The organism is Lutibacter sp. (genome assembly GCF_021647475.1).
Lineage (GTDB): Bacteria > Bacteroidota > Bacteroidia > Flavobacteriales > Flavobacteriaceae > Lutibacter.
Genome location: NZ_JAKIUR010000017.1, coordinates 25,629 through 51,678, shown reverse-complemented (window position 1 = coordinate 51,678; position 26,050 = coordinate 25,629). Strand labels below are relative to the sequence as shown.

17 protein-coding genes are annotated in these 26,050 nt (G+C 29.6%); 8 read left to right on the top strand and 9 right to left on the bottom strand.

Annotated elements, in window-relative coordinates; all coding sequences use genetic code 11:
• Window positions 1–442: 442 nt before the first annotated feature.
• The 5 genes from L3J60_RS05985 to L3J60_RS05965 form a co-directional block, all read right to left on the bottom strand.
• Entirely contained in the window at window positions 443–3,223 is a 2,781-nt protein-coding gene (locus tag L3J60_RS05985; RefSeq protein ID WP_291974586.1) for a glycosyl hydrolase, read from the bottom strand.
• A 91-nt stretch (window positions 3,224–3,314) separates the two neighbouring features.
• Window positions 3,315–4,115, bottom strand: coding sequence for a hypothetical protein (locus L3J60_RS05980; protein ID WP_291974585.1), 801 nt, complete (start codon window positions 4,113–4,115; stop codon window positions 3,315–3,317).
• 92 nt (window positions 4,116–4,207) lie between these two features.
• Window positions 4,208–5,266 (bottom strand): response regulator, encoded by a 1,059-nt coding sequence (locus L3J60_RS05975; RefSeq protein ID WP_291974584.1) that lies wholly within the window; start codon window positions 5,264–5,266, stop codon window positions 4,208–4,210.
• Window positions 5,266–6,495, bottom strand: a complete 1,230-nt coding sequence (locus L3J60_RS05970) for a PAS domain-containing sensor histidine kinase (RefSeq protein WP_291974583.1) — start codon at window positions 6,493–6,495, stop codon at window positions 5,266–5,268. The genes L3J60_RS05975 and L3J60_RS05970 overlap by 1 nt, the downstream gene beginning before the upstream one ends.
• A 76-nt stretch (window positions 6,496–6,571) precedes the next feature.
• Complete coding sequence (locus tag L3J60_RS05965; RefSeq protein WP_291974582.1) at window positions 6,572–7,426, bottom strand: ChaN family lipoprotein; 855 nt, start codon at window positions 7,424–7,426, stop codon at window positions 6,572–6,574.
• Between the two features lie 166 nt (window positions 7,427–7,592).
• Here L3J60_RS05965 and L3J60_RS05960 point away from each other — a divergent pair, with 166 nt between their 5' ends.
• On the top strand, window positions 7,593–8,885 hold the full coding sequence (locus L3J60_RS05960; protein ID WP_291974581.1) for an aminopeptidase P family protein: 1,293 nt from the start codon (window positions 7,593–7,595) through the stop codon (window positions 8,883–8,885).
• 66 nt (window positions 8,886–8,951) lie between these two features.
• Here the strand turns inward: L3J60_RS05960 and L3J60_RS05955 are convergent, their stop codons facing one another.
• Complete coding sequence (locus L3J60_RS05955; RefSeq protein WP_291974580.1) at window positions 8,952–10,277, bottom strand: aspartate kinase; 1,326 nt, start codon at window positions 10,275–10,277, stop codon at window positions 8,952–8,954.
• 99 nt (window positions 10,278–10,376) lie between these two features.
• Between L3J60_RS05955 and L3J60_RS05950 the strand changes: the two genes are divergently transcribed.
• The 6 genes from L3J60_RS05950 (at window position 10,377) to L3J60_RS05925 (ending at window position 17,931) form a co-directional block, all read left to right on the top strand.
• Complete coding sequence (locus tag L3J60_RS05950; protein ID WP_291974579.1) at window positions 10,377–11,033, top strand: hypothetical protein; 657 nt, start codon at window positions 10,377–10,379, stop codon at window positions 11,031–11,033.
• A 9-nt stretch (window positions 11,034–11,042) separates the two neighbouring features.
• Entirely contained in the window at window positions 11,043–11,825 is a 783-nt protein-coding gene (locus tag L3J60_RS05945) for an alpha/beta fold hydrolase (protein ID WP_291974578.1), read from the top strand.
• Window positions 11,826–12,333: 508 nt separating this feature from the next.
• Window positions 12,334–14,082, top strand: coding sequence for an aspartate--tRNA ligase (gene aspS / locus L3J60_RS05940; protein ID WP_291974577.1), 1,749 nt, complete (start codon window positions 12,334–12,336; stop codon window positions 14,080–14,082).
• Window positions 14,083–14,097: 15 nt separating this feature from the next.
• Window positions 14,098–15,864: an APC family permease gene (locus L3J60_RS05935; RefSeq protein ID WP_291974576.1), complete on the top strand. Its 1,767-nt coding sequence runs from the start codon at window positions 14,098–14,100 to the stop codon at window positions 15,862–15,864.
• A complete protein-coding gene (locus L3J60_RS05930) occupies window positions 15,864–17,657 on the top strand; it encodes a chloride channel protein (RefSeq protein ID WP_291974575.1) in 1,794 nt (597 codons plus the stop codon). The genes L3J60_RS05935 and L3J60_RS05930 overlap by 1 nt, the downstream gene beginning before the upstream one ends.
• A gap of 22 nt (window positions 17,658–17,679) precedes the next feature.
• Complete coding sequence (locus L3J60_RS05925; protein ID WP_291974574.1) at window positions 17,680–17,931, top strand: hypothetical protein; 252 nt, start codon at window positions 17,680–17,682, stop codon at window positions 17,929–17,931.
• Here L3J60_RS05925 and L3J60_RS05920 read toward each other — a convergent pair.
• A complete protein-coding gene (locus tag L3J60_RS05920; protein WP_291974573.1) occupies window positions 17,928–18,377 on the bottom strand; it encodes a nucleoside deaminase in 450 nt (149 codons plus the stop codon). The two genes, L3J60_RS05925 and L3J60_RS05920, sit on opposite strands and share 4 nt — an antisense overlap.
• A gap of 58 nt (window positions 18,378–18,435) precedes the next feature.
• Here L3J60_RS05920 and L3J60_RS05915 point away from each other — a divergent pair, with 58 nt between their 5' ends.
• Window positions 18,436–20,208, top strand: a complete 1,773-nt coding sequence (locus L3J60_RS05915) for a 1-deoxy-D-xylulose-5-phosphate synthase (protein ID WP_291974572.1) — start codon at window positions 18,436–18,438, stop codon at window positions 20,206–20,208.
• 152 nt (window positions 20,209–20,360) lie between these two features.
• On the opposite strand, the gene L3J60_RS05910 is transcribed toward L3J60_RS05915, so the two are convergent.
• The gene (locus L3J60_RS05910; protein WP_291974571.1) at window positions 20,361–24,590 is read right to left on the bottom strand and encodes a proprotein convertase P-domain-containing protein; all 4,230 of its coding nucleotides are present in this window, start codon (window positions 24,588–24,590) and stop codon (window positions 20,361–20,363) included.
• A gap of 21 nt (window positions 24,591–24,611) precedes the next feature.
• Window positions 24,612–25,943, bottom strand: coding sequence for a deoxyguanosinetriphosphate triphosphohydrolase (locus tag L3J60_RS05905; RefSeq protein ID WP_291974570.1), 1,332 nt, complete (start codon window positions 25,941–25,943; stop codon window positions 24,612–24,614).
• Window positions 25,944–26,050 lie beyond the last annotated feature (107 nt).

Genomic DNA, 26,050 nt, shown 5'->3' with positions numbered 1-26,050 from the left:
TAAAAGAAAATTTGGAAAATCATATGAATATGTTGCAAAATAATAATGAAAGAGTAGCAAAATACTTTAAACATCCAAGTATAAAATATGCCGCTTAAATTAAATACCTATTTGTGCGAGGTTAATAATAAAGAACAACGTCATGCTGAACCTGCCTGTCGGCAAGGCAGGCTCGTTTCAGCATCTCATTTCCGTTTGATAACCAGTGTTTTATTGAATACGACCTTGAAACAAGTTCAGGGTGACGGACGTTATGTAAGATTACGGACAATCAGAAAAAAATATCTCTCATTATCAATTAGATTACAAAATGCAAAAAAGCCTGTTCGAACGGAGTCGAGAACTGTTGTTACACTAATTAGGTCTCAACTCCAATCGACCTAACACTATTATTGAAATTAAAACTTACGCAGTATGCATTTAACTACTGACCTCTAAACTTTTATTTTACTTCAAAAGGTTTTTCAACGCTTTTTATGTTATCAAAAATTTTAATTATATAACTTCCTTTTGGTAAATAATAATTGCCATTTTTAGCTTTTTTAATTTCAATATCATTTTTTGAAAAATAAGTATCTACTATTTTTTCAGAAATACTTAAATCATAATTCGTATAATTAAATCCTTTAGTTGCAACTGTAGAATATTTTTTAAAAACTGTTTTGTTATTCGATAAAATTTCAACCTTATAAATTCCTTCTTTATCAACATAAAAAGGGATCGTTATTTTTGGAGTATTTGGCTTTAACCACTTATTCCAAGCACTTCCCCAACTTAAAGAATGTTTGATAGAAGGTATATCAAAAAATACTATTCCTTTATTTTTTAAGGTTTTAAATTTTTGCAATGGTGCAATATTAGTTTTGTAAATAGACCGTCCGTGAGTTCCTATAATCAAATCTTTTGCTTCTTTTTGAATTACTAAATCGTGCACTGGAACTACTGGTATTCCATCGGTAAATTGTTGCCAATTTTCACCTTTATTAAAAGAAACAAAAACTCCATTATCTGTGCCAACATACAATAAATTTTCATCGGTTGGATCTTCTTTAATTACATTTACAGCAGCATTTGGCAAGTTACTTTTAATGCTTTTCCATATTTTTCCATAATTTTCACTTACAAAAACATACGGTTTAAAATCATCATTTCTATAACCATTTAAAGTTACGTAAACACGTTCTTTTTGATGTTGTGAAGCAATAACACGACTTACCCATAAATTTTGAGGTAAACTATCAGAAATTCTAGTCCAATTTACACCGCCATCTTTGGTTATATTCACATAACCATCATCACTACCCACATAAATTAACCCGAATTGAAAAGGACTCTCAGAAATTGTAGTTAACGTTCCGAAAGGAACATTTCCTTTTTTACCACCAGTGGTTAAATCGGGAGAAATTACTTTAAAAGTTGCTCCTTTATCCATAGAACGCAATAATTTATTGCTTCCCATATATAAAATATCTTGATTATGTGGTGATAATAAAATTGGTGTTTGCCAATTATAACGATATGGTGTATCACCTAATTCATGCTTTGGATGAATTTCAATTCGTTTATTGGTTTTTAAATTTTTTCGATAATAATATCCAAATTGAGAACCTGCATAAACCAAATTATTATTTCTAGTATCAATTTGTACTTGCATACCATCACCTCCACCAATCATTTTATATGGGTAATTCCCTGTACTTTCCCAACGTTTTGATGCTTTATAATTACTTGGTCCAAACCAAACGCCGTTATCTTGTAAACCACCATACACATTGTATGGTTTTTTAGTATCCACATTTACGGAATAAAATTGTCCAACGGAAGGAGCATTATTTTTAGCCCAGCTTTCACCATTATCATAACTAATGTTAATTCCTCCATCATTTCCATCAATTAAATGACCTTTTAAATTAGAATCTACCCAAATTACATGATGATCGGCATGTACATTTTCTTTATTTAATGATTTAAAAGTTTTACCGCCATCATCCGATTTTAACAATGGAACACCTGCAATGTAAACGTTATTTTGATTGGCTGTATTAACTGCAATAGTTCCAAAATAATAACCATACGAGCTATAAACTCCGTCTAAAAAATCTTTATGCGTTTTTGTCCAAGTTTTACCTCCATCCATTGATTTATACAATTCAGCACCAATAACTTCAGAATTTAACAAAACATAATTTGCATCTTCTAAATAACTAGCCAAATCACTCGCTACAATTTTATCTTTTTTGATTTGTTCCTTAACAAAAGTTGCGGTGTATTTTTTATCAAAATCGTTATCCTTTAAGTAATTATTAAGTTTTTTATCATTCAATTTCAAAAATTCTTCTTTAGACATTTTTTTAAAATCATCTTTTTGTAAACCTATTTTTTTCTTCTTTTTAGTTTCAGGTCGTAAGTTTTGGTTATCTAACAAAGCATACACAATGTTATTATTAAAAGTTGCTAAGCCAATTCTTCCAACTCCTTTTCCTGTTGGAAAACCACTTTCTTTGGTGCTCATTTTTTTCCAAGTGTTTCCTGCATCTATACTTTTGTATATTGCTGAATGTATTCCACTTCCTTTAAAATTCCATGCTTTTCGTTCGCGTTCCCAAGAAGCTGCATACATAATATTTGGATTAATTGGAGATTCACTAATATCAATTACACCTGTATTTTCATCAATAAACAATACGTTTTTCCAAGTTTTTCCTCCATCAAAAGTTTTAAAAATTCCGCGTTCTTTATTTGGTGAGTATAAATGCCCAATTACAGCAACTACAACTTCATTTGGATTATTTTTATTGATAATAATTTTACCAATATGATGCGAATTATTTAAGCCGACATTTTCCCAAGTTTTACCTTTGTCGTTACTTTTTAAAACTCCAATTCCTGCATACGATGAACGTGAAGAATTGCTTTCGCCAGTTCCAATCCAAATGGTTCCTTTTTGCCAATCTACTGCTATTGCTCCCATATTTTGAGTTGGAGCGTTGTTGGTAACACAAGTAAATGTTGTGCCGTTATTATTGGTGTACCATAATCCACCAGAGGCATACGCTGCATAAAATTCGGTAGTTTTGTTTGGATTTACAGCAACGGCTACAATTCTACCACTCATTATTGATGGTCCAATATTGGTAAACGGAACATTTTGAATACGATTAGTTTGTGCATTACCAATAAAAATAAGAAAGAAAGTAAAAACTAAAGGGAATATTTTTTTCATTTTTTGCAACATAAAACGGTTATTAATTTGCTTATTCTTCAAATTTAAAAATAATCAACTAGTTTTAATAAGATTTAGGTTAAATTGTATTTTAGGTAAGCACCAAAAAAGGCGTTTTATTAGTATATTTTAAATTAGCATTGTTTGGCCTAAATAGTAATTGTTCAATTAAATTTAGGTTTTTTGCGGCAGTTACAATTAAATCAGCATTATTTTCTTCAATAAATTCATCTAAAGCTACTGCTAAATTAGTGTTGATTTTTGTGCTAAAATTATGAGGAACATTTTTAAAATAATCATGAAGTGTTTCTTTATTCCATTGTTGATCTTTATTTATAGTTTTTTTTGTTTTAGAAAGATATAAAAAGTGGAATTTTGATTTTTTAAATGGTTTATTTTTTCTTAAATCAAAGGTTAATTTTGCTTCTAAAAAGTTGGTAAATTCAGTGGCAAATACTACATTATCATATTCTGAATAATTTGCGGTATTAGGAATTACCATAATATCACAAGGTACTTTTGTAATTAACTCTTCTGAAATATGATTGCTATTTTTTATTTTTTTTGAAGTTAAATCATTAGTGCCAATTATTATTAAATCAATGTTATTTGCTTTTAACTGTTCCTTAGTAGCTAAAACTATATTTCTATTATCTTTAATAATATTAAAAGTATGTTTTTTATTAATATCAGCGTTTTTAATCTTATTCAATAACAAATCTAATTCTTCATCAGAATTCGCCTTGTTTTTAAAATTTAAATATTCATTTGTACTACTTATATTTTTTAAGATAAAAAAATGAATGGTTTTATCTTTAAAAAGATTAAGTGTATAAACAATTGAATTCCAAGAGTTATAAGAAAAATCTGTTAAAATTAATATATTTTTCATCTGCATAAGTAACATGCAAACATAGATAAAGACCTCCTAAATTTTTATGACAGAAATCAGTATTACAACAACTTAACTTTATTAAAATAATTTTAATATATGGATGCTAACTTATCAAGATTTAGAATTCTAATATTTCTTCCTTCAATTTCCAAAATTCCTTCTTTTTTAAAATTGGTAAGTGTTCTAATTAAACTTTCGGTGGCTACACCTGCTACGCTTGCCAAATCTCGTCTAGAAATATTAATTTTATCTGTTGGTTTATAAGCCATTTTATTAGCGAATTTTATAATAGTTTTTGCCGTTTTTCGTCTAATAGAACCATATGCCATTTCCATAAGTTGCTCCTTAATTTCTGTTAGGTTTTCATTTATAAATTTTAATATTTGAAGGTATAGTATATGGTTTGCGTCTAAAATTTTCACTAAAGTAGCTTTAGAAATATAGACAACCTCTGTTTTTTCCATAGCCATTGTTGCTTCATAATTAGGCATATTATCTGAAGCTATTGAAAAACCGAAAAAATCATCATCACTATATATATTTAGAATGAGTTCTTTTCCAAATTCATCTATTTTAAAACTTTTTACATTGCCTTTATAAATTAGATAAACATCGTTACAAAATTGTCCTTCTCTATAAATGAGTGCTCCTTTTTCAAAAATTTTGGTAGTTCCAAAATCACAAAAATAATTTTTAAGTTCTTCAATAGAGTTTATGTGGTCGTAATTATTTTTATCTTTATCTTCATCTACCTTTTTATATTCATTTTCATTTAATAATGCTGCTTTTGCCAATCGGCTTTCAATAGCACTTATCAATAATTCTTCACTCACTGGTTTGGTTAAATAATCATCAGCACCTAAATCCATTCCTTTACGAACTTCGGAAAGTTCAGTTTTTGCAGACATAAAAATAAAAGGAATACGTTGTGTGGTTTTATTAGAACTTAAAATTTCTAGTACTTTATAACCATCCATTTCTGGCATCATTATATCACAAATAATTAAATTTGGCTGTACTAATTTTGCTAATTCAACGCCTTTTTTCCCATTTGCAGCTGTAACCACTTCATAATTTTCTAATTCAAGAATTTCAGCTGTAGTTTCACGTAATGTGGTATCATCTTCAATTAATAATATTCTTTTCATTATTCTTTAATTAATGGTAGTTTAACAGTAAAAGTAGTCCCTAAATTTTTTGCACTTTTAAAAGAAATATCTCCTCCAAATTTATCAACGTGACCTTTTACAATATTTAATCCTATCCCTGTACCTTGTAATGTTAGTACATTTTCTGCTCTAAAATAACGTTCAAAAATATGATTTTGTTCTTCTACTGGTATTCCTATTCCTTCATCTTTAATTTGTAGAATTAACCAATTGTTTTTCAACTTAATTTCAATTTCAATGGTGCTATTTTCTTTTGAATATTTTATTGCATTATGCAATAAATTAGACATGATTAGTTCAATTATTTTTTCGTCATGATATAAGTCTATTTCATCAATATTTGTAGGATAAATAATTCGTTGTCCTACTTTTAATAATAAATTAGCGTTATAAATAACTTCATTTACAACTTTGCTTAATTTAAAATGATTTAACTTATAATTTTCCTTTCCTGATTCTAACCTTTCCATAGATAAAAATTCGGATAAAATTCGGTTTAAGTATTCTACCTTATTTTTTATAGTTCCTAAATGTTTTTCTCGGTTAGGTTGCATTTCGGTTTTAGCATACTTACCTACCAAAATAGCTGCGTTTAAAATACCACTTAATGGCGTTTTAAATTCATGAGAAACAAGTGATAAAAATTTAGTTTTTAACTCGTTTAAATCCTTTTCTTTTTTTAATGCTTTCTTTAATTTTTTTTCGGCTTTATTTCTTTTTACAATCTCTTCTTTTAAATGGTTAACAGTTTTATTTAACTCTTGAGTTCTAAGATCAATTTTTTGCTCTAACTCAGTATTTAATTTTTTTATTTTTAGCTCTGCATCCTTTCTAATTGTAATATCAACAACCATTGCCATTACATATTTTTTAGTTCCAAATTCAAAAGGGTTTAAACCAATTTCAACTGGAATCATTTTTCCGTTTTTGTGAGTTCCAAGCAAATCGCTACTTTGCCCCATTTTTCTTTGAGAGGAATTTTTATAATACTTATCAAAATAAGAATTATGTTTTTTGTGATAATTTACTGGAATTAAAATACTTAACGGCTGATTGCGAAGTTTATCTTTTTCATAACCAAACATTTTCTCGGTAGCAGAATTTGTGATTACAATAGTTTGATTTTCATCAACTACTACAACACCTTCCGTAACCGCTTCAAATAAAACATTGAAAACATATTCGTTTTCATAAAACAAATTAAACAATCTTATGTATTTTAGTTAATAGTAATTCCGAAAATACTAAATTATAAACATTTTAAGGGTGTTATTAAAATAATTATTAATACGTTTTTGTCATTGTTAAAGGAACAGCAATAATGAAATCTGCTTTTAATTTATTTTCATCATCTAACTTTTTAACATTATTCTGTTCTACAACACTTACTGTAATAATTTTTAAATTAGCATTTGCTTCTTTTAAATACCAATTAATACCTTCATAATCATCGGAATGGTATGAGCCATTATAATGTAAAAATAATTCATTATCCTTTTTATTTTTAAGAATAAAATAGGCCATTGTTGCATCTTTTAAAGCTTGTGCTTTTGGAGAATTTTCAGTAGCATGATCTCCTAACATTTCTTTAAATTTTACATAACCAGGTAAAGTTGAATCATATTTAATAGGTAAAGGAGCAATCCATAATTTTTCTCCATCGGTAATACTATCTAGCACTTCAAATCCATTTTTATACACCTTTCTTGCATATCTACGTGGTGTATTTGTAGCTATAAACGCTAGTTTATTTTTTTTAGCAAAATCAACTAATGGTTTATAATCCGTTTTATAATTTCTCCATAACCTCGCTAAGGTATCTAATCCTTTTTGACTAATGCTATCTAGAAGGTAATCATTTAAAGCTATTTGATTATCTGCTTCAAACATTTCTGCTCCTAGTGTAAGTTTCCTTGTTTTATTTAAATCTATTGTTGCATCTAATTGTAACCAATGTACAATTGGGTTATCATGATATTCTCCAAATAAAATAACATCTGCTTTCTCCATTTTTTTTATCATACTTTTATAAGAAACTTTACGCCCTTTAGCATTGTATAACTTATATGCAGGTTTGTTTTGACCGAAAAAATTAAAGGTTATTAAAAAAACGAATATTAAAGTGTTAATTTTTCTCATAAATACTATTGGTTTATTAGATTGGTAGTTCACAAATTTATAACTTTGTTACAAATAATTACCATTTTGTTTGTTTTTAATAAAATGTATTTGTTTTAAAGTATAACTTTTAACTGATATTTAATTTCTTATAATTTTAGAAATCAATAATATAAACCTAACTATCATGAAATACGATCCAATTAACAATCAACTTTTTATTAAAAACAGAGCAAAGTTTACAGCTCAAATGAAACCAAAATCTATTGCTGTTTTTAACTCAAATGATATTTTTACTACTGGTGCAGATAGCACCTTGCCATTTGAACAACACCGAGATATTTTTTATTTAAGTGGTATTGACCAAGAAGAAAGTATTTTACTTTTATTCCCTGATGCCATTGATCCAAAACACAGAGAAATTTTATTTGTAACTGAAACAAATAAACATATTGCCATTTGGTACGGAGCAAAATATTCTAAAGAAGAAGCTTCTAAAGTTTCAGGAATAAAAACAGTGTATTGGTTACAAGAATTTGATAAAGTTTTTTATGATTTAATGACTGAGGCTGATACAATATACTTTAATACAAACGAGCATTATCGCCAAGCTGAAGAGTTAGAATCTCGTGAAGATCGTTTTATAAAAATGTGTAAAGCAAAATATCCTGCTCATAAATGGGAAAAAAGCAATCAAATTTTACAAGGATTACGTGGAGTTAAAGAACCTGAAGAACTTGAAATTATTCAACACGCATGTGATATTACTGAAAAAGGATTAAGACGAATTTTACCTTTTGTAAAGCCTGGCATTATGGAATATGAAATTGAAGCCGAATACATGCATGAATTTTTAAGAAATCGTTCCGATGGTATGGCTTACACACCAATTATTGCTTCAGGGTACAGTGCTTGTGTTTTACATTATATTGAAAATAACAAAGAATGTAAAGATGGTGATATGCTGTTAATGGATGTAGGCTCAAAATACGCTAATTATTCTAGTGATATGACAAGAACAATTCCTGTAAACGGACGGTTTTCAGACAGACAAAAAGCGGTTTACAACGCTGTTTTACGTGTAAAAAAAGCAGCAACAAAAATGTTAGCTCCAGGAGTTTTATGGGCTGAATATCAAGCTGAAGTTGGTAAATTAATGCAATCTGAATTACTAGGATTAGGTTTATTAGATAAAGCAGATATTCAAAATGAAGATCCTAATTGGCCTGCTTACAAAAAATATTTTATGCACGGAACCTCACATCATATGGGATTAGATACACACGATTATGGAGCTTTAAAAACACCAATGAAAGCTAATATGGTATTTACAGTAGAGCCAGGAATTTATATACCTGAAGAAAATATGGGAATTAGAATTGAAGATGATGTAGTTGTTCAAAAAAATGGAGAACCTTTTAACTTAATGAGAAATATTCCTATTGAAGTTGAAGAAATTGAAGATTTAATGAATTCATAACCAATAATTATATATTAAGTAAAAAGCCCACTATAAACGGGCTTTTTTAGTTAACAAACCTAATAATTACGCAATTACACTATTTTCAAAAACATAACTATTTAAATTTTTAAGCACTTTTATTTTATCTTTAGTATTTACCAATAACGAAATATTATTTTCACTTCCACCATAAGAAATCATCCTAATTGAAAAGTCTTGCAATACATTAAATAAACAATGTGTTTTACTATGATTTACAATGGAATGCCCAACCAAACAAATAATACTTTGATTTTGATCAACTTCAACTGAAGCAAACTTTTCCAACTCTTCAGTAATCGCATTTAAAAACGTAATATTATCAATAGTTAATGAAACCGCTATTTCAGAAGTTGTAATCATATCAATAGGGGTTTCATATTTTTCAAAAATTTCAAACACCTTTTTTAAAAACCCATAAGCTAATAACATTCTTGCAGATTTAATTTTTATAGCTGTAATACCATCTTTAGCAGCAATAGCTTTTATGCCTTCATCGGTAACTTTATTATTAATTAAAGTACCTTGTCGTTCTGGTCTCATCGTATGTTTTAATCTAACAGGAATATTAGCCGTTCTGGCTGGCATTACCGTCTGCGGATGTAAAATTCTAGCTCCAAAATAAGCTAGCTCGGCTGCTTCTTCGTATGATAAATTAGAAATTGCCTGAGTGTTTTCTACAAACCTTGGATCATTGTTATGCATGCCATCAATATCTGTCCAAATTTGAACTTCATCAGCATTAATGGCTGCACCAATAATTGTGGCAGAATAATCACTTCCTCCTCGTTGTAAATTTGCGATATTTCCATCAGCATCTAAGCAAATAAACCCTTGAGTTATATAAATATCGGCTGGTAAATTTTCACTAATAATTCTATTTAAATTTTGTTGAATGTAAAAATTATCAGGTTCATTTAAACGATCAATTCTCATAAATTCCAAAGCTGGTAATAACTGTGCTTTTACACCTTGTTGAACTAAATATTTTGTAAAAATAAAAGTAGAAAGTAGTTCTCCTTGAGCCACTATAGTACTATATAACAATTCATTATAAACTTTAGAAGTGATTTGAAGAAGCTTACTAAAAATGCTATCTACATAAATAGTAACTTGTTGTTTTATAGTACTATTTTCAAATAAACTTTCTACTACTTGTCTGTATTTTTTTGAAAGTAATAGTATTGTTTTATTGGCAATTTCAACATCTTTATTTTTAATAGCATCAGCTATTTCAACCAAAGTATTTGTAGTACCTGACATGGCAGAAAGAACCACAATTTTTTTCTCTCCATCTACAATAATTTTAGTAACACTTTTTATATTTTGAATGTTTCCAACGGAGGTACCACCAAATTTTAATACTTTCATTTCTAATAATTTAATAGCAAAATTAGAACGATTTTAAACTTTGTGTAAATATTTAAAAATAATGTTCTAATTTTACACAAATCGTTAACTATTTAACAAATGAAAACTATTGCTACTTGTGTTGAAGAAATTTTAATTTCTCAACCTTTTTTAGAAGATGCTTTATCTCGTAATATTTTAAATTTTAGTGCTTTAGCAGAAGAATTACGGGAGCCTATTTCTAAAATGTTACGAAAACATGTAAAATCTGGAGCCATTATGATGGCATTACGACGCTATAGTCCACCTAAAGAAATGGCGAATAAAATTAAATTAAATAAAGTGCTTCAAAATTTGGGAGATATTACGGTTCGTTCTGATTTGTCTGACTACACCTTCAAAAACTCTCCTACTTTAATTCAAAGTCATTTAAAAATGCTAGAAGTAATAAAAAACAAATCTAATGCTTTTTTTACTTTTACTCGTGGAGTACATGAAAGTAACGTATTAATTTCTACATCATTAAAAAAACAAATAGAAGAAAGTTATAAAAATGAATTATGGACAAGTGTTAAAGATGATTTATCAGGAATTACCATAGGTTTACCAGATGAAAACACTAAAATCGCCGGATTATATTATCAGTTTTTTAAGCGATTAGCTTGGGAAGGCATCGCCTTATATGAAGTAGTTTCTACCACCAATGAATTCACCATTTTGGTCGAAGATGATGTAGTTAACAAAGCTTTTTCAGCCGTAAAAAGTTTGAAAAATTAGCTTTTATCTATGAATATTCTTGTTAAAAATACTCACATAAGCTTTGAGGTAATTGGAAAAGGAAGTGCAGTAGTATTACTGCATGGTTTTTTGGAATCTAGTTTAATGTGGAAAGATATTATTTCTATTTTATCTAAAAAATACAAGGTGATTACTATTGATTTATTAGGTCACGGTGCTACTGAAAATCATGGATATATTCACACAATGAATGATCAGGCTGAAGTTGTTAAGACTGTACTAAATCATTTAGGATTAAGAAGATATATTTTAATTGGTCATAGTATGGGCGGTTATGTTGCTTTAGCTTTCGCCCAATCATACTCTAAAAATGTAAAAGGAATTTTCTTGTTAAATTCAACGGCATTACCCGATACTAAAGAGAAAAAAATAAACAGAAATAGAGCAATTAAAGCGGTTAAAGAAAATTATAAATCTTTTGTCAGAATTGCTGTTCCGATGCTATTTTCCGATAAAAATAAAACTATTTACAAGAAAGAAATACAAGAAGGAATATTAGATGCGTTACGGATGAATTCTCAAGGAATAATTGCTTCATTAGAAGGAATGAAAATTCGTAAAAACTTGACAAAGTTATATACTTCTTCAAATTTTCCAATTCATATGATTATTAGCAAACAAGATCCTGCATTAGATTATAATGCTCTAATTAGTCAAACTAAAAACACCAAAGTAACTACAAGCGAATTACCGGATGGGCATATGAGTTATATTGAAAATAAAATTGAAGTAATTAAACTAATTTCTAACTTTCTAAAAAGTTGCTATTAATCAACTATTTATAACTCGTTGTGCATTTTGATTCTTTAAACATACTATTAACCTGAGTTCGACCTAAGGATTTACTTTAAATAACTAAAAATCAAAATGTCATTGCGAAAATTATAAATGTAGTGCCATAATTTGAAGTAATCTTTTCATAAAAATGAGATTGCTTCCTCATTTCGCTTTGCTTCATTCATCGCAATGACGTAGCTTGTTGATTTTCAACCCGGTATTTATTTTCTTACATCGAACTCAGGTTATTACTAATTACGGACATACAAACTAATTATTATAATTGTTAAAAAGAAATATTTTTAGAATTTTAATTTTAATACTGCGTTAAGGATTGAAGTAATTGTTTGAGCTCTTTTTTTGCTTTTTTCTGCAAAAAAAAGCGAGTACTGAAAGCCAGACATTTACGAAAGTAAATGAAACGCCCAAAAAAAGAAACATATCTTAACAAACTCCATTTGAAATTATTAAATTTGCACTTTCTTTTTAATAAAAAATAAAAATGTACAGAACACATTCTAACGGAGAATTACGTTTGGAAAACCTTGGCGAGCAAGTGATTTTAGCTGGTTGGGTTCAAAAAATTAGGGATAAAGGATTTATGGTTTGGGTAGATTTGCGTGATAGATACGGAATTACTCAGCTTATTTTTGATGAAGATCGTACTTCAAAAGTACTTATAGAACAGGCAAAAGCTTTAGGAAGGGAGTTTGTAATACAGGTGAAAGGGGAAGTAATAGAGCGTGTTTCAAAAAATAAAAACATTCCAACAGGTGAAATTGAAATTTTAGTTAAAGAACTAAAAATATTAAATAAATCTGAAGTTCCTCCATTTACCATTGAAGATAAAACAGATGGTGGCGATGAATTAAGAATGAAATACAGGTATTTAGATATTAGAAGAAATCCTGTAAAAAACAACTTAATTTTTAGACATAAAGTTGCTATGGAAGTTCGAAAATATCTTTCTGACGAAGGATTTATTGAAGTAGAAACTCCTGTTTTAATAAAATCTACACCAGAAGGTGCACGTGATTTTGTAGTGCCAAGTAGAATGAATAAAGGTCAATTTTACGCATTGCCACAATCGCCTCAAACTTTTAAACAATTATTAATGGTTGGCGGAATGGATAAGTATTTCCAAATTGTAAAATGTTTTAGAGATGAAGATTTAAGAGCTGACAGGCAACCTGAATTTACACAAATTGACTGTGAAATGGCTTTTGTTGAACAAGAAGATATCCTAAATACTTTTGAAGGCTTAACAAAACATTTATTAAAAGAGATAAAAGGAATTGATATTGATAAATTCCCTAGAATGACCTACAATGAAGCAATGAAACGCTATGGAAATGACAAGCCAGATATTAGATTTGGAATGGAGTTTGGTGAATTAAATGAAGTGGCAAAACATAAAGATTTTGGTGTTTTTAATAATGCTGAACTGGTAGTTGGTATTGCTGTTCCTGGTGGAAACTCATATAGCAGAAAAGATATTGATAAATTAATTGAATGGGTAAAACGACCTCAAGTTGGTGCTTTAGGGATGGTTTATGTTCGTTGTAATGAAGATGGCAGTTTTAAATCATCGGTTGATAAATTTTATAATCAAAATGATTTAGCTAATTGGGCAAAAGTGACTAATGCTAAAGCTGGTGATTTAATTTGCGTATTATCGGGTACTGCAACTAAAGTTAGACCTCAATTAAGTGCGTTACGAATGGAAATGGCAACACGATTAGGATTAAGAAATCCCAAAGAATTTGCTCCGTTATGGATAACCGATTTCCCTTTACTAGAATGGGATGAAGAAACTGAGCGATACCATGCAATGCACCACCCATTTACTTCTCCAAAAATTGAAGATATTGAACTATTAGATACTAATCCTGGGAAAGTAAGAGCAAATGCTTATGATTTAGTGTTAAACGGAAATGAAATTGGAGGAGGTTCCATTCGTATTCATGATAAAAAAATGCAAGCACTAATGTTTAAACATCTAGGATTTACTCCTGAAAAAGCAACGGAACAATTTGGATTTTTAATGAATGCCTTTGAATATGGTGCACCACCACATGGCGGACTTGCCTTTGGATTAGATAGATTGGTTGCTATTTTAGGCGGACAAGAAACTATTAGAGATTTTATAGCTTTTCCTAAAAATAATAAAGGTAGAGATGTTATGATTGACGCACCTTCTGCTATTGATGAAGAGCAATTAAAAGAATTAAATTTGAAAATAAATTTATAACATAACAAAAAAGCTATGAAAGTTAAAGTCCATAAAAAACTAAATGAGTTAGCTGCTACCGCCATTTGTGGGAATGATATAAGCTCTTCCGTTTTATATGTTTCTGCATTAGCAATTGCCTTTGCGGGTCAATATGCTTGGATAACACTTTTAATAGTTTCTTTCGTATTATTTTTATTTAGAAAAATATATGGGGAAGTGGTTGGTGCATTACCTTTAAATGGAGGTGCTTATAATGCATTATTAAATACAACTAGTAAAAGCATGGCTTCTTTTGCCGCTGCTTTAACGTTGTTGTCTTATATGGCAACTGCCGTAATATCAGCAAATGAAGCAATTCATTATTTACATCACTTAATTCCTTCATTACCTATAATTATTGGAACAACTGTTTTATTGGGTATTTTTGCTGTTTTAACTATTGGAGGAATAACAGAATCTGCTAAAGTGGCCATTGGAATATTTTTATTCCATTTATTTTCATTAATAATTTTAAGTGGATTTATTATTTATTATTTTTCCTATAATGGTATTGAAACATTTTTTCAGAACTGGCATTTACCTACTTCAGAAGGTGGTATTACTAATGCTATATTTTTAGGATTTGCCGCATCTATGTTAGGTGTTTCTGGGTTTGAAAGTTCTGCAAATTTTGTAGAAGAACAAGAAAAAGGTGTTTTTCCTAAAACCTTACGTAATATGTGGGCTGTGGTTAGTATAATTAACCCATTAATGGCAATTTTTGCATTGACTATTTTTTCTGTCTCTGTTTTGCAAAGTGACGCTTACCAAAATACATTATTAATAGAAATGGCATCTCACGTTGGTGGAAAATGGGTAGCTGTTTTAATTTCAATTGATGCTTTTTTAGTACTAAGTGGTGCAGTTTTAACTAGTTTCGTTGGCGTTTCTGGATTATTAGAACGTATGACTTTAGATAGAATTATGCCTCAATTTTTCTTAAAAAAGAACAAAAAAGGAAGCTCATATCGCATTATTTTAATGTTTTTCTTTTTATCAATTTCAGTATTATTAATAACCAATGGAAATGTAAAATTATTAGCAGGCGTTTATACTATTTCTTTTTTATCGGTAATGATTTTATTTGGAATTGGTAATATTTTATTAAAAGTTAAACGGAATAAATTGCCTCGTCCTGAAAAGGCTTCTTGGTTCTCTGTACTTATTGCTATATTAGCTGTAGGCATTGCTTTAATTGGTAATTTAGTAATGAAACCAAAAGATGGTTTACCAAGTAATTTAATAATTTTTCTAGATTATTTTATCCCAACTATTTTGTTTATCATAATTATGCTAAATAGAACTGTTTTATTGAACTTTTTATTGAATGCAATGCATACTATTTTTGACCCTGTTCGAAATTTTGTATTAAAAATCGATAAAAAAATTCTTCAAACTATTGATAAAATTAATGACCAAGAGTTTGTGTTTTTCACAAAAGGAGATAAACTTTCTACTTTAAATAAAGTAATGTTATACATTTTAAAAAATGAGCATACTAAAAAACTTAAAATTGTTATTGTTTTAGATAAAGGACAAGAAATGCCTGAAAATTTGCCTCAAGAAATTGAGTTTTTAGATAGAGAATATCCTGAAATAGATATTGAGTTTTTAAGTGTTCCTGGGAAATTTAATCCTAAATTAATTAAAGAACTTTCAAAAAAATGGAATATTCCAATAAACTTTATGTTTATAGGTTCTCCAAGTGATAAATTTCCATATAAAGTAGAAGAATTAGGTGGTGTTAGATTAATTATATAATGAAAAGAGTACAATCAAAATCGTTTTTTATAAAATTTTTAAAATGGAGATATGCACATATTTCTAACAAGCAGTTTATAACCTTAGCTAGTGCAATAATTGGTTTTATGGCTGGATTAGGTGCTGTATTAATAAAAAATGCAACACACTTTATACAAAATTTATTAGAGGGAAAATTTATAAAAGATATCCATCAGGCTTTTTATTTTATTTTTCCTACCATAGGTTTATTAATGGTAGTTTTAATAATTAAATACATTGTCAAGAAAAAAATAGGACATGGTATTCCATCAACACTCTATGCTATTTCTAAATTAAAAGGAATTATGCCAAGCCACCAAATGTGGGGCTCAATTTTAACCGCTCCTTTAACTGTTGGTTTTGGTGGTTCTGTTGGATTAGAAGGCCCTACAGTTGCAACAGGTGCTGCTTTGGGTTCAAACTTTGCCAGAATGTTTCATCTAAACCAAACTACACGAACTTTATTAGTTGGTGCTGCTGCTGCAGGAGCAATGTCTTCAATATTTAAAGCTCCTATTGCTGGAATTGTTTTTGCTGTAGAGATTTTTAGCTTAGAATTGACTCTAGCTTCTATGATTCCTCTATTATTAGCTTCTATTACTGCAATTTTAACCTCCTATTTCTTTTTAGGTGATGATGTTTTGCTTCACTTTCAATTACAAGATAAATTTCAACTAAACGATGTTATTTTTTATATTTTATTAGGAGTTTGCACCGCGGGTTTATCTATATATTTTAGCAAAGCTTATTTTAAAATCGGAGATTTTTTTAAACGATTTAAAAGTCCTTATCAAAAATTATTAATAGGAGGTTTATCCTTAGGAATTATCGTTTATTTTATTCCCCCATTATTTGGGGAAGGTTATGAAACTGTTAATAACATTTTAAAGGGAAATGTTGGAAATATTCTTGTAAATAACATTTTAAATGTTCAATTAAGTAATATTTGGACCATAATAGCACTTCTTGTTGGATTAATGTTATTAAAAGTTATTGCAATGTCACTCACTTTTAGTGCAGGAGGAATTGGAGGTGTTTTTGCACCAACACTGTTTACCGGAAGTATTTCAGGCTTTGTTTTTGCTATGATTATTAACCAAACTAATTTAGTTAGCCACCAATTATCACTCACAAATTTCGCAATGGTTGGTATGGCTGGCTTAATGTCTGGTGTTTTACAAGCTCCTTTAACTGCCATTTTTTTAATCGCTGAAATTACAGGAGGTTATGAACTTTTTGTACCTTTAATGATTGTTGCTTCAATTTCTTTTTTAATTTCTCGTATTTATACACCTTATAATATTTATGCCGCGGAATTGGCTAAAAAGGGTCAGTTAATTACGCATAACAAAGACAAAAATGTATTGATGATGTTGGATATAAATAAAGTTATAGAAACTGATTTTATACCTGTAAATCCAAGTATGTATTTAGGTGAAATTGTACATAATGCTATTATAAATTCTAAACGCAACCATTTTCCTGTTGTAAGTGAAGATGGTGAATTTTTAGGAGTGATTAGATTAGATGACATTAGAAGTATTATGTTCAATACAGCACTTTATGATAAAGTAAAAGTAGAAGATTTAGCTCATGGAGAACCAGAAATAATTGATTTTGATACTGATTCTATGGAAATAATTATGGAAAAATTTAAAACCACCAGTGCCTGGAATTTGCCTGTTATTAAAAATGGTAAGTATTATGGTTATATTTCTAGGTCAAGATTAATGACTGCCTATCGTAGAAAATTAATTCAGGTTACTGCATAGTAAAATTTTAGAAATTTATGAGATGAAAAAACTATTAATCATTCTTTTTATAATTATCCTAAGTATTTTAGGATATGGATTTTATCTTAAAAATTATGGAGGAGATAATTCGGAATTAATCATTGGAATTGGAGTGGTATTAACTGCCTTTATTTTAATGCCTTTATTTATTTATCACCGATATAAAGATAAAGATATGAAAAACTTTCAATTCAAAAACTTTAGGGAGGAACTTGAAAAATTTCATGAAAAAGAAGAAGGGAAAAAGTTTTAATTCAAATTTCGCTTTTCAATAAAAAACTGTTTTAGCAATAAACTACATTCTTCTTCTAAAACTCCTCCAACTACTTTTGTTTTTGGATGTAATTTTATATTAGATGACCTAAATCCACGTGCTTTATCCTTAGCTCCGTACACAATTTTACCAAGTTGTGCCCAATAACTTGCACCTGCACACATTTGGCAAGGTTCTAAGGTTACATATAACGTGCATTTTGTTAAATATTTTCCGCCCAAATAATCAGATGCCGCAGTAAAAGCTTGCATTTCTGCATGGGCCGTTACATCATTTAGGGTTTCCACTAAATTATGAGCTCTAGCAATTATTTGGTTATTCATAACAATAATAGCTCCAATAGGAACTTCATTTTTACTAAGTGCCAAGTTTGCTTCTTGCAAAGCTCGTTTCATAAAATATTCATCATTATAAGGTACTATCATTTTTCAAAAGTAAAATTTTTTACAACATCCAACACTAAAATATTGTAGTTTTGCCTCTGTGGAAATAAATTTATTGTCTCATATTAATAATCCAGCTGATTTAAGAAAGTTATCTAAAAATCAATTACCTAAAGTTGCTCAAGAATTACGGAAATTTATTATTGATATTGTGGCAACCAAAGAAGGGCATTTAGGAGCCAGTTTAGGTGTGGTAGAATTAACCATTGCTTTGCATTATGTATTTAACACGCCAAATGATTTATTAATTTGGGATGTTGGCCATCAAGCTTACGGACATAAAATTTTAACTGGTAGAAGCAAAATCTTTGATACTAATAGACAATTTGGTGGAATTTCAGGTTTTCCAAAACGTGATGAAAGTATTTATGATGCATTTGGAACAGGGCATTCCTCAACTTCCATTTCAGCAGCTTTAGGAATGGCAATTGCTTCAAAAATAAAGGGTGATTTTAAAAAACAACATGTTGCAGTTATTGGCGATGCTTCAATAGCAAGCGGGATAGCTTTTGAAGGTTTAAATCATGCAGGTGTAACCGATGCTAATATTTTAATTATTTTAAATGATAATAGCATGGGAATTGACCCAAGTGTTGGTGCTTTAAAAAACTATTTTACTACTATAAAAGCTGGAAAAAAAGTTAGGAAAAATAATATTATTGAAGCTTTAAATTTTAATTATTCTGGTCCAATTGACGGGCATAATTTAGATAGTTTAGTAACAGAACTAGAACGGCTAAAAACTATAAAAGGTCCAAAATTTTTGCACATTATAACAACTAAAGGTAAAGGTTTACAAAAAGCAGAAGAAAATCAGGTAAAATACCATGCTCCCGGGAAATTTAATAAAAATACAGGAGAATTAATTATCCAAAAAAAAGTACCTCAATCACCAAAATATCAAGATGTTTTTGGCGAAACTATTTTAGAATTGGCAAAAAAAAATCCTAAAATAGTTGGAATAACACCTGCAATGCCAACCGGTAGTTCCTTAAAGTTAATGTTATACGAAATTCCTGACAGAGCTTTTGATGTAGGAATTGCAGAACAACACGCAGTAACTTTAGCTGCCGGAATGGCGACACAAGGACTAATACCTTTTTGTACCATCTATTCTACTTTTTTACAACGTGCTTACGATCAGGTAATTCACGATGTGGCTTTACAAAATCTGCCCGTAATTTTTTGTATTGATAGAGCTGGTTTAGTTGGTGAAGATGGAGCTACACACCATGGCGTTTTTGATATTGCTTATTTACGATGTATCCCAAATTTGGTGATTTTTGCTCCTTTAAATGAGTTTGAATTACGGAATATGTTATACACTGTTCAATTAGGGCTGGATTTCCCTATTGCTATTCGCTACCCACGTGGGAGAGCTACATCAATAGATTGGAAAAAACCATTTACTAAAATACCTTTTTTTAAGGGAGAGTGTATCACCGAAGGAACTGACATTGCTATTTTAAGCATTGGAAGTATTGGCAATAAAATAATTAAAATTCAAAATAAGCTCCCTAAAAATAAAATTGCTCACTATAATATGCGATTTGTAAAGCCTTTAGACGAAACTTTATTACATATTATTTTTAAAACTTTCAAAACCGTTATTACTATAGAAGATGGCGTAATAACTGGCGGGTTTGGAAGTGCAATATTAGAATTTTCTGCTTTAAATAATTACCATAATACTACCATAAAAATATTGGGAATACCTGATAAATTTATAGAACATGGCAAAACTTCTAAATTATTTGAGTCTATTAATTTATCCGAAAACGATATTTTAAATTATTTAAACTCTTTAAAATAAATCGGTCTATTTATTGTTTAAACAAAATAAAATTTAGAATTACTTTTCTTTTTTATATGCTATTTTATAACTATTAATAACAGGCTTTAACTACCTTTTTAAAAAACAAAAAAGAGGGAAAATCCCTCTTTTTTATCTCTTTAAAAAACTTATTATTTTATGATAATTTTTTTACTTCCCTGCATATTATTAGAACTTATTCTTAAAATATAAACTCCTGAAGATAAATGATTTGCATTTACCTGTTTTAAACCTAATGAATTAAAATCTAAATTAGTTTTATAAACTCTTTGTCCACTTATATTATACAACTCTATTGTTGTTTTTCCAATATAAGATTGAGATTTCACATTAAAGTTTCCATCCGAGACTGTTGGGAATACTGAAATTCCTGTTTTATTAAAAAATTCATCATCTACAGCCAAATTAGTTTCTACACTAAATTTAATTTGTTTTGCAGGCAAAAATCCACTTGTTGCATTAGTGATATCTACTTCAAAAAAGTCAGTAACTGAAACACTACTCGTATTTGTATAAGATATTTTACCATTATTAATGTCGTTTTGAGTAAAAGTAGATCCTAAAACTTGCTTAACTGGAGATCCATGAGGAGCTGATTTAAAAACATCACCATGTTGAGGTAATTCAGTAATCATAAATTGTTGATCAGTAGCTGTTGAACCTACACTACTTGCTTCAACATCGGTTTGAAGAATTGTATAAGTAGTATTTACCCCCACATGCATCAAATTATTTATTAATGAAGAATCGGTTATAGCTTGAGCTTTACATGTTTCCAAAGACCAACTATTAATGCTCCCAAAATCTCCATTATAATAATCTACCACTTTTAAAGTCCAACTCCCATTAGAATTTTTACCATTAAATGTAGACAATGGACTTGATGGTTTTATAATACCAACTACGGGCTGTGTACCACAAGTAATGGTAGAACCAGCATCATCAAATGTTACAGAAATATCGTCTTCGCCCGCACATTCTCTATTAAATAACACAACTTCAGTATTGTCTGGTGCAATTAATGAGATTACTAAATCCTGAATGTAAGTATGACTTATATCAATAGTAACATTAACATCACTAATGGTAATATTATTAGTTAAATTTATAATAGATTTTGCTGCTGCTCCAGGACTATTTGCTCCAACTCCATCAGGAATGGCTACTGCTATATTTTTAGAAGCTGAGGTACAATCATTTAATGGTACTGTATGAAAATTTTGTGTAGAAGAATAGCTTCCTGTAATACAAAAATTTGTTCCTCTAACTCTCCAGTAATATACTGTTGCTTCAGTAAAATTCGTTTTATTAGAGTATGAATTAGTAGCACTAGTACCAGACTCAACAATAGTGTTAAATGCTGGATCTGTAGCTATATCTATATCATACGATGTAGCTCCTAATGATGTATTCCAACTAAAAACAACTCCACTTATAGGTATATTTGTTGAATTATTTACTGGTAAAGAAGGAACTGTATTAGCAACTGTAGCTTCATTTACTTTTAAAACAATATCTTTTGATATTGTTTTTCCTCCACCAGTACCTGTAAGTGTTAATGTGTAATTTCCTGCTGTAACACTTCCTAAATTACTTATAGTTAGCGTAATTGAACTAGTTGTACTTATATTATTTGCACTAAAAGATGAAGTTGCACCTGTTGGTAAACCTGAAACTGAGAATAATGTTGAAGAAGCATAACCTCCTAAAGTTGTAAAATTAAAAGTATATACCGCATCTGCTGGTTTACAATTTTCAACTATACTATTAGTTGGAACAATTGTAAAAGTAGGATCTGTTGCATTTGTAAACTGCCCTGTAAAAGTTCCTCTACCATGAGTTGTTGCTAAAATACTATTATCTGCAGTTCGCAAGTCTAAATCCAAAACTTTAACATCTCTCATTCCGTTATTAGAACTTACCCAGTTTGGAGTATCTTCATTAAAATTTTTGGTAGACCAAATACCTAACTCTGTTCCTAAAATAACTTCGTTTGGTGCTAACGGATTTTGTAAAACACATTTCACTGGCATATCTGGTAAATCTCCTTCTTTATTTTTCCAAGTAGTTCCTCCATTTGAAGTAAACCAAACACTAGTTACTCCATAATTATGAAAAGTAACTATAATTTCATCTTCTGAAACTCCATATTCAATAGCTGAAATACTTCCAATAAATGAACTTCCTGAAATATTTTCCCAAGCAGGTGTAGCGTTTGCATTGGTTAGTTTTAAAAGTTTTCCATTATCTGTTCCAACTAATAATGTAGTTGAGGCAGTAGTAAATGGCGAAACCTTAAATGCGGTAGGTGAGCCATTTAACAAAGCATCACTTAACTGTGTTTTTATTGCACTAGTACTTCCTAATGCATAACGGTTAATTTGTTTTGTTGCTGTTGTAGATCCGTTAGAATACATGATATTTAAATTATGATCTAATGCGGCTTGTGAAATAAAATCGCCTTCATTACCATTTGTATCAATATCATAGCTTGAACTTGTCCCAGAATAAGGTAAACTTAAATAAGTATGATTACTATACACATAAGAAACTATCATATAATTACCATCTTTATCAATAGTACTGTACGCTCCATCACCCCCATTTACCAATATACTAGAATTTATCCCTGGAGATGCCCCATTAATAAATTGTGATCCGTTATCTTGAGCTCCTGCAACAATTAACTCATTAGAAGTACTTTGTCCGTAGCCTCCATAATAAAATTGAGTTACATTATAGTTTGTGTTCATTTCAGTAAACACATTTGATGTTGGTGCAGAAGATAAACTTGATGCATAATAAACTCCTCCATCACAACCAATAGCTACCTCATTACTAGCTCCTGGTCTAAACGTAAACGCATGTTGATCTGCATGAACAACAGAAAATGTACCAGTTATAGAACTATTCCATTTAGAAATTTGCTTCCATTTGCTTGCAACATTTGTAGTGGTTCCACTAGTGCTTCTAAATAAATCAATTCCACCCACATAAATTGTTTGGTCGTTATTTGGGTCAACTTCAATTACTAAATCGTAAAAATCTTGTCCTCGAGTAAAATCATTCGCAGGGATACCTGTATCCGCATCACTTGGCTTTGATAATTCTGTTACCGTTGCAAAACCATCTGTAGTACTATAAATATGAGGCCCATCGGTTGTAGTTCCTTGTGTTAACGCATATATTTTACCAGGATTAGAAACATTTGAAGAAACCGCTAATTCAACTCTGTTTGAATTAGCTAAAGGTGATGCTGCAGCTTCTGTCCAAGTAGCACCATCAGTTGAACTAAAGACTCTACCGCCACCACTAATACCGCTTCCTCCGATACCAGGAGTAGCAACCATTCCCATCCATAGTTTATTATCAGAACCTATTTCAAAATCATTAGGAATAAAATAGTAGGTTTTACTACTAAATGTAAACTGCATGTTTGTAGATTCAATTCTATTCCAATTTACTCCATTATCTGTACTTCTATATAAACCTGAGTTTTGTAGACCTAGCCAATCTGAAGGACTTGAAGAATCTCCATAAAGATGAGCTCCAACACCAATAAATATTTCTGTTGAAGTTCCATTATCCCAGGCTTGAATGCCGTTAATATAATAAAGCCCTGATAAAAAACTATTTGAACCGTTGAGGTCAAAAGAAGCTCCTCCTACCAATTGTACAGGTATATTTGTCCAATTTGCTCCACCATCGGTAGTTTTATAAACCCCGTTGCCTACAGCTGCACCAAAAGTATATTGTTCACCTGTACCAATATACCAAGTATTAGAATCTCTTGGATCTACGGTTATACAGGAAATATTCATATTACTTGGTACTCCTGAAACTAAAGTCCAAGTTGAAGCTACATTAGTAATATCTTGATTTACCCATAAACCACCGCTAACTCCACCTGCATAAACTTTTTTATTTGTTGCATCATTTGGGTCAAACAAAACGACTCTAGTTCTGCCTCCAACATTATTTGGACCTCTTTCAATCCAATCATTTCCAGCTGCTCCATCACCAGGAACTCTATTTGCATAGGATTTATTATGCAATTTTTTTTGTAGTTCTAAAATCTTATTAGGTTCTGGTCTTCCTGTTGCAGGATTCATTGTTAACTCCCATTCTCTCTCATAATATTTATTAGGAGGAATTCCAATCGCTAAGCGTTGTTCTTTTGTTAATTGTAGTGTTTTTTTAAATGGACTATTTAATAAGTATTGTTTATACTTCTTCGCTAAACTAACATTCTCTGATAATGTTGTTTTTAACTTAGATTTAAATAATGACGTTGTACTAATTTCAAATCCTACTGAAATTATAAATAAACCTAAAAATAGGTATAGTAATTTTTTTTTCATGATTATGTTAATATTTATATGTTATCCTTTTATTTTATGATATAACTGTAAAGCAAAACCATCTGATAAACTTGCTACAATATTACAAGTCGTTAAAACCCTGTTATACAATTGATTATGGTTTTTATTCGAAAAATCTGGCAATAAAGATAAAATTAATTTATCATAATTAGACTCTTTATCGTAAAATTTATTATTAATTGCAGTTAAAAAAACATCTAATAAATTTGAAATAACACTAAACCCAACTATTTCTTTTTCAACAACCTGCCTACTTTTATATATTTTTTCAACACTAATTTTAATTATATCATTTATTTGAGCTTCGTATTTACATTTATCCAATAAAGCGTACGGATAATTACCTTTTAAAATATCTGTTTCATTTTCTAAAAAAATATTTAAAGCTTCGTTTATTAAAGTTCCAATAGCCAATGCTCTTAAATAACTTAATCGGTCTTTTGTATTAGTAAGGTGATAATATTTTTCGGTATTAATAGTGTCTTTTACTAACTTAATTAAATATTCCAGTGCAAAATCTTCATCTATTAAACCTAAATTAATTCCATCTTCAAAATCGATAATAGTGTAACAAATATCATCCGCAGCTTCAACTAAAAACGCTAAAGGATGACGCTTAAAAGCAATATTACCATTTTTCCCTGATTTAATTAATCCCAACTCTTTAACTAAATCATTAAAAAAAGGAATTTCAGATTGAAATATTCCAAATTTTTTATCTGCAATATCATTAGTAGGTTTTTTTGGTAATGATTCTTTAGGATACTTCATAAATGCTCCTAAGGTAGCATACGACAAACGCAATCCGCCTAAAACGCCATCTCTATTTTCGGTTAAAATTTTAAATCCGTTAGCATTTCCTTCAAAATCTATTAAATCTTGCCATTGTTTATTGGTTAGTTGACTTTTAAATTTTTGTCCGTTTCCAAATTTAAAATATTCTCCAATAGCTTTTTCTCCACTATGCCCAAAAGGCGGATTCCCAATATCATGGGCTAAAGCTGCACTGGCAACAATAGCTCCAAAATCATTCATTTTATATCCTTTTTCAACCAAATTAGGATATTTTTTTAATAATTGTTCTCCAACAATTCTACCCAAAGAACGTGCAACAACACTTACCTCTAAACTGTGGGTTAATCGAGTATGCACAAAATCGGTTTTAGAAAGTGGTACAACCTGTGTTTTATCTTGTAAACTTCTAAATGAGTCAGAAAATATAATTCTATCATAATCTACTTCAAAACCTAAACGAGTTTCATCTTGGTCTTTTCTATTTCTTTTTTCTGTATCTCCAAATCGTTTTAAGGAAAGTAATTGTTCCCAGTTCATAAAGCTATATTTTAAGATGAGCAAGATACATTATTTTGAAGATAAATTATACTTAAAATAACCTAGTCTTAACATATTATTTACATTTACACTGTTTATTTGCACTA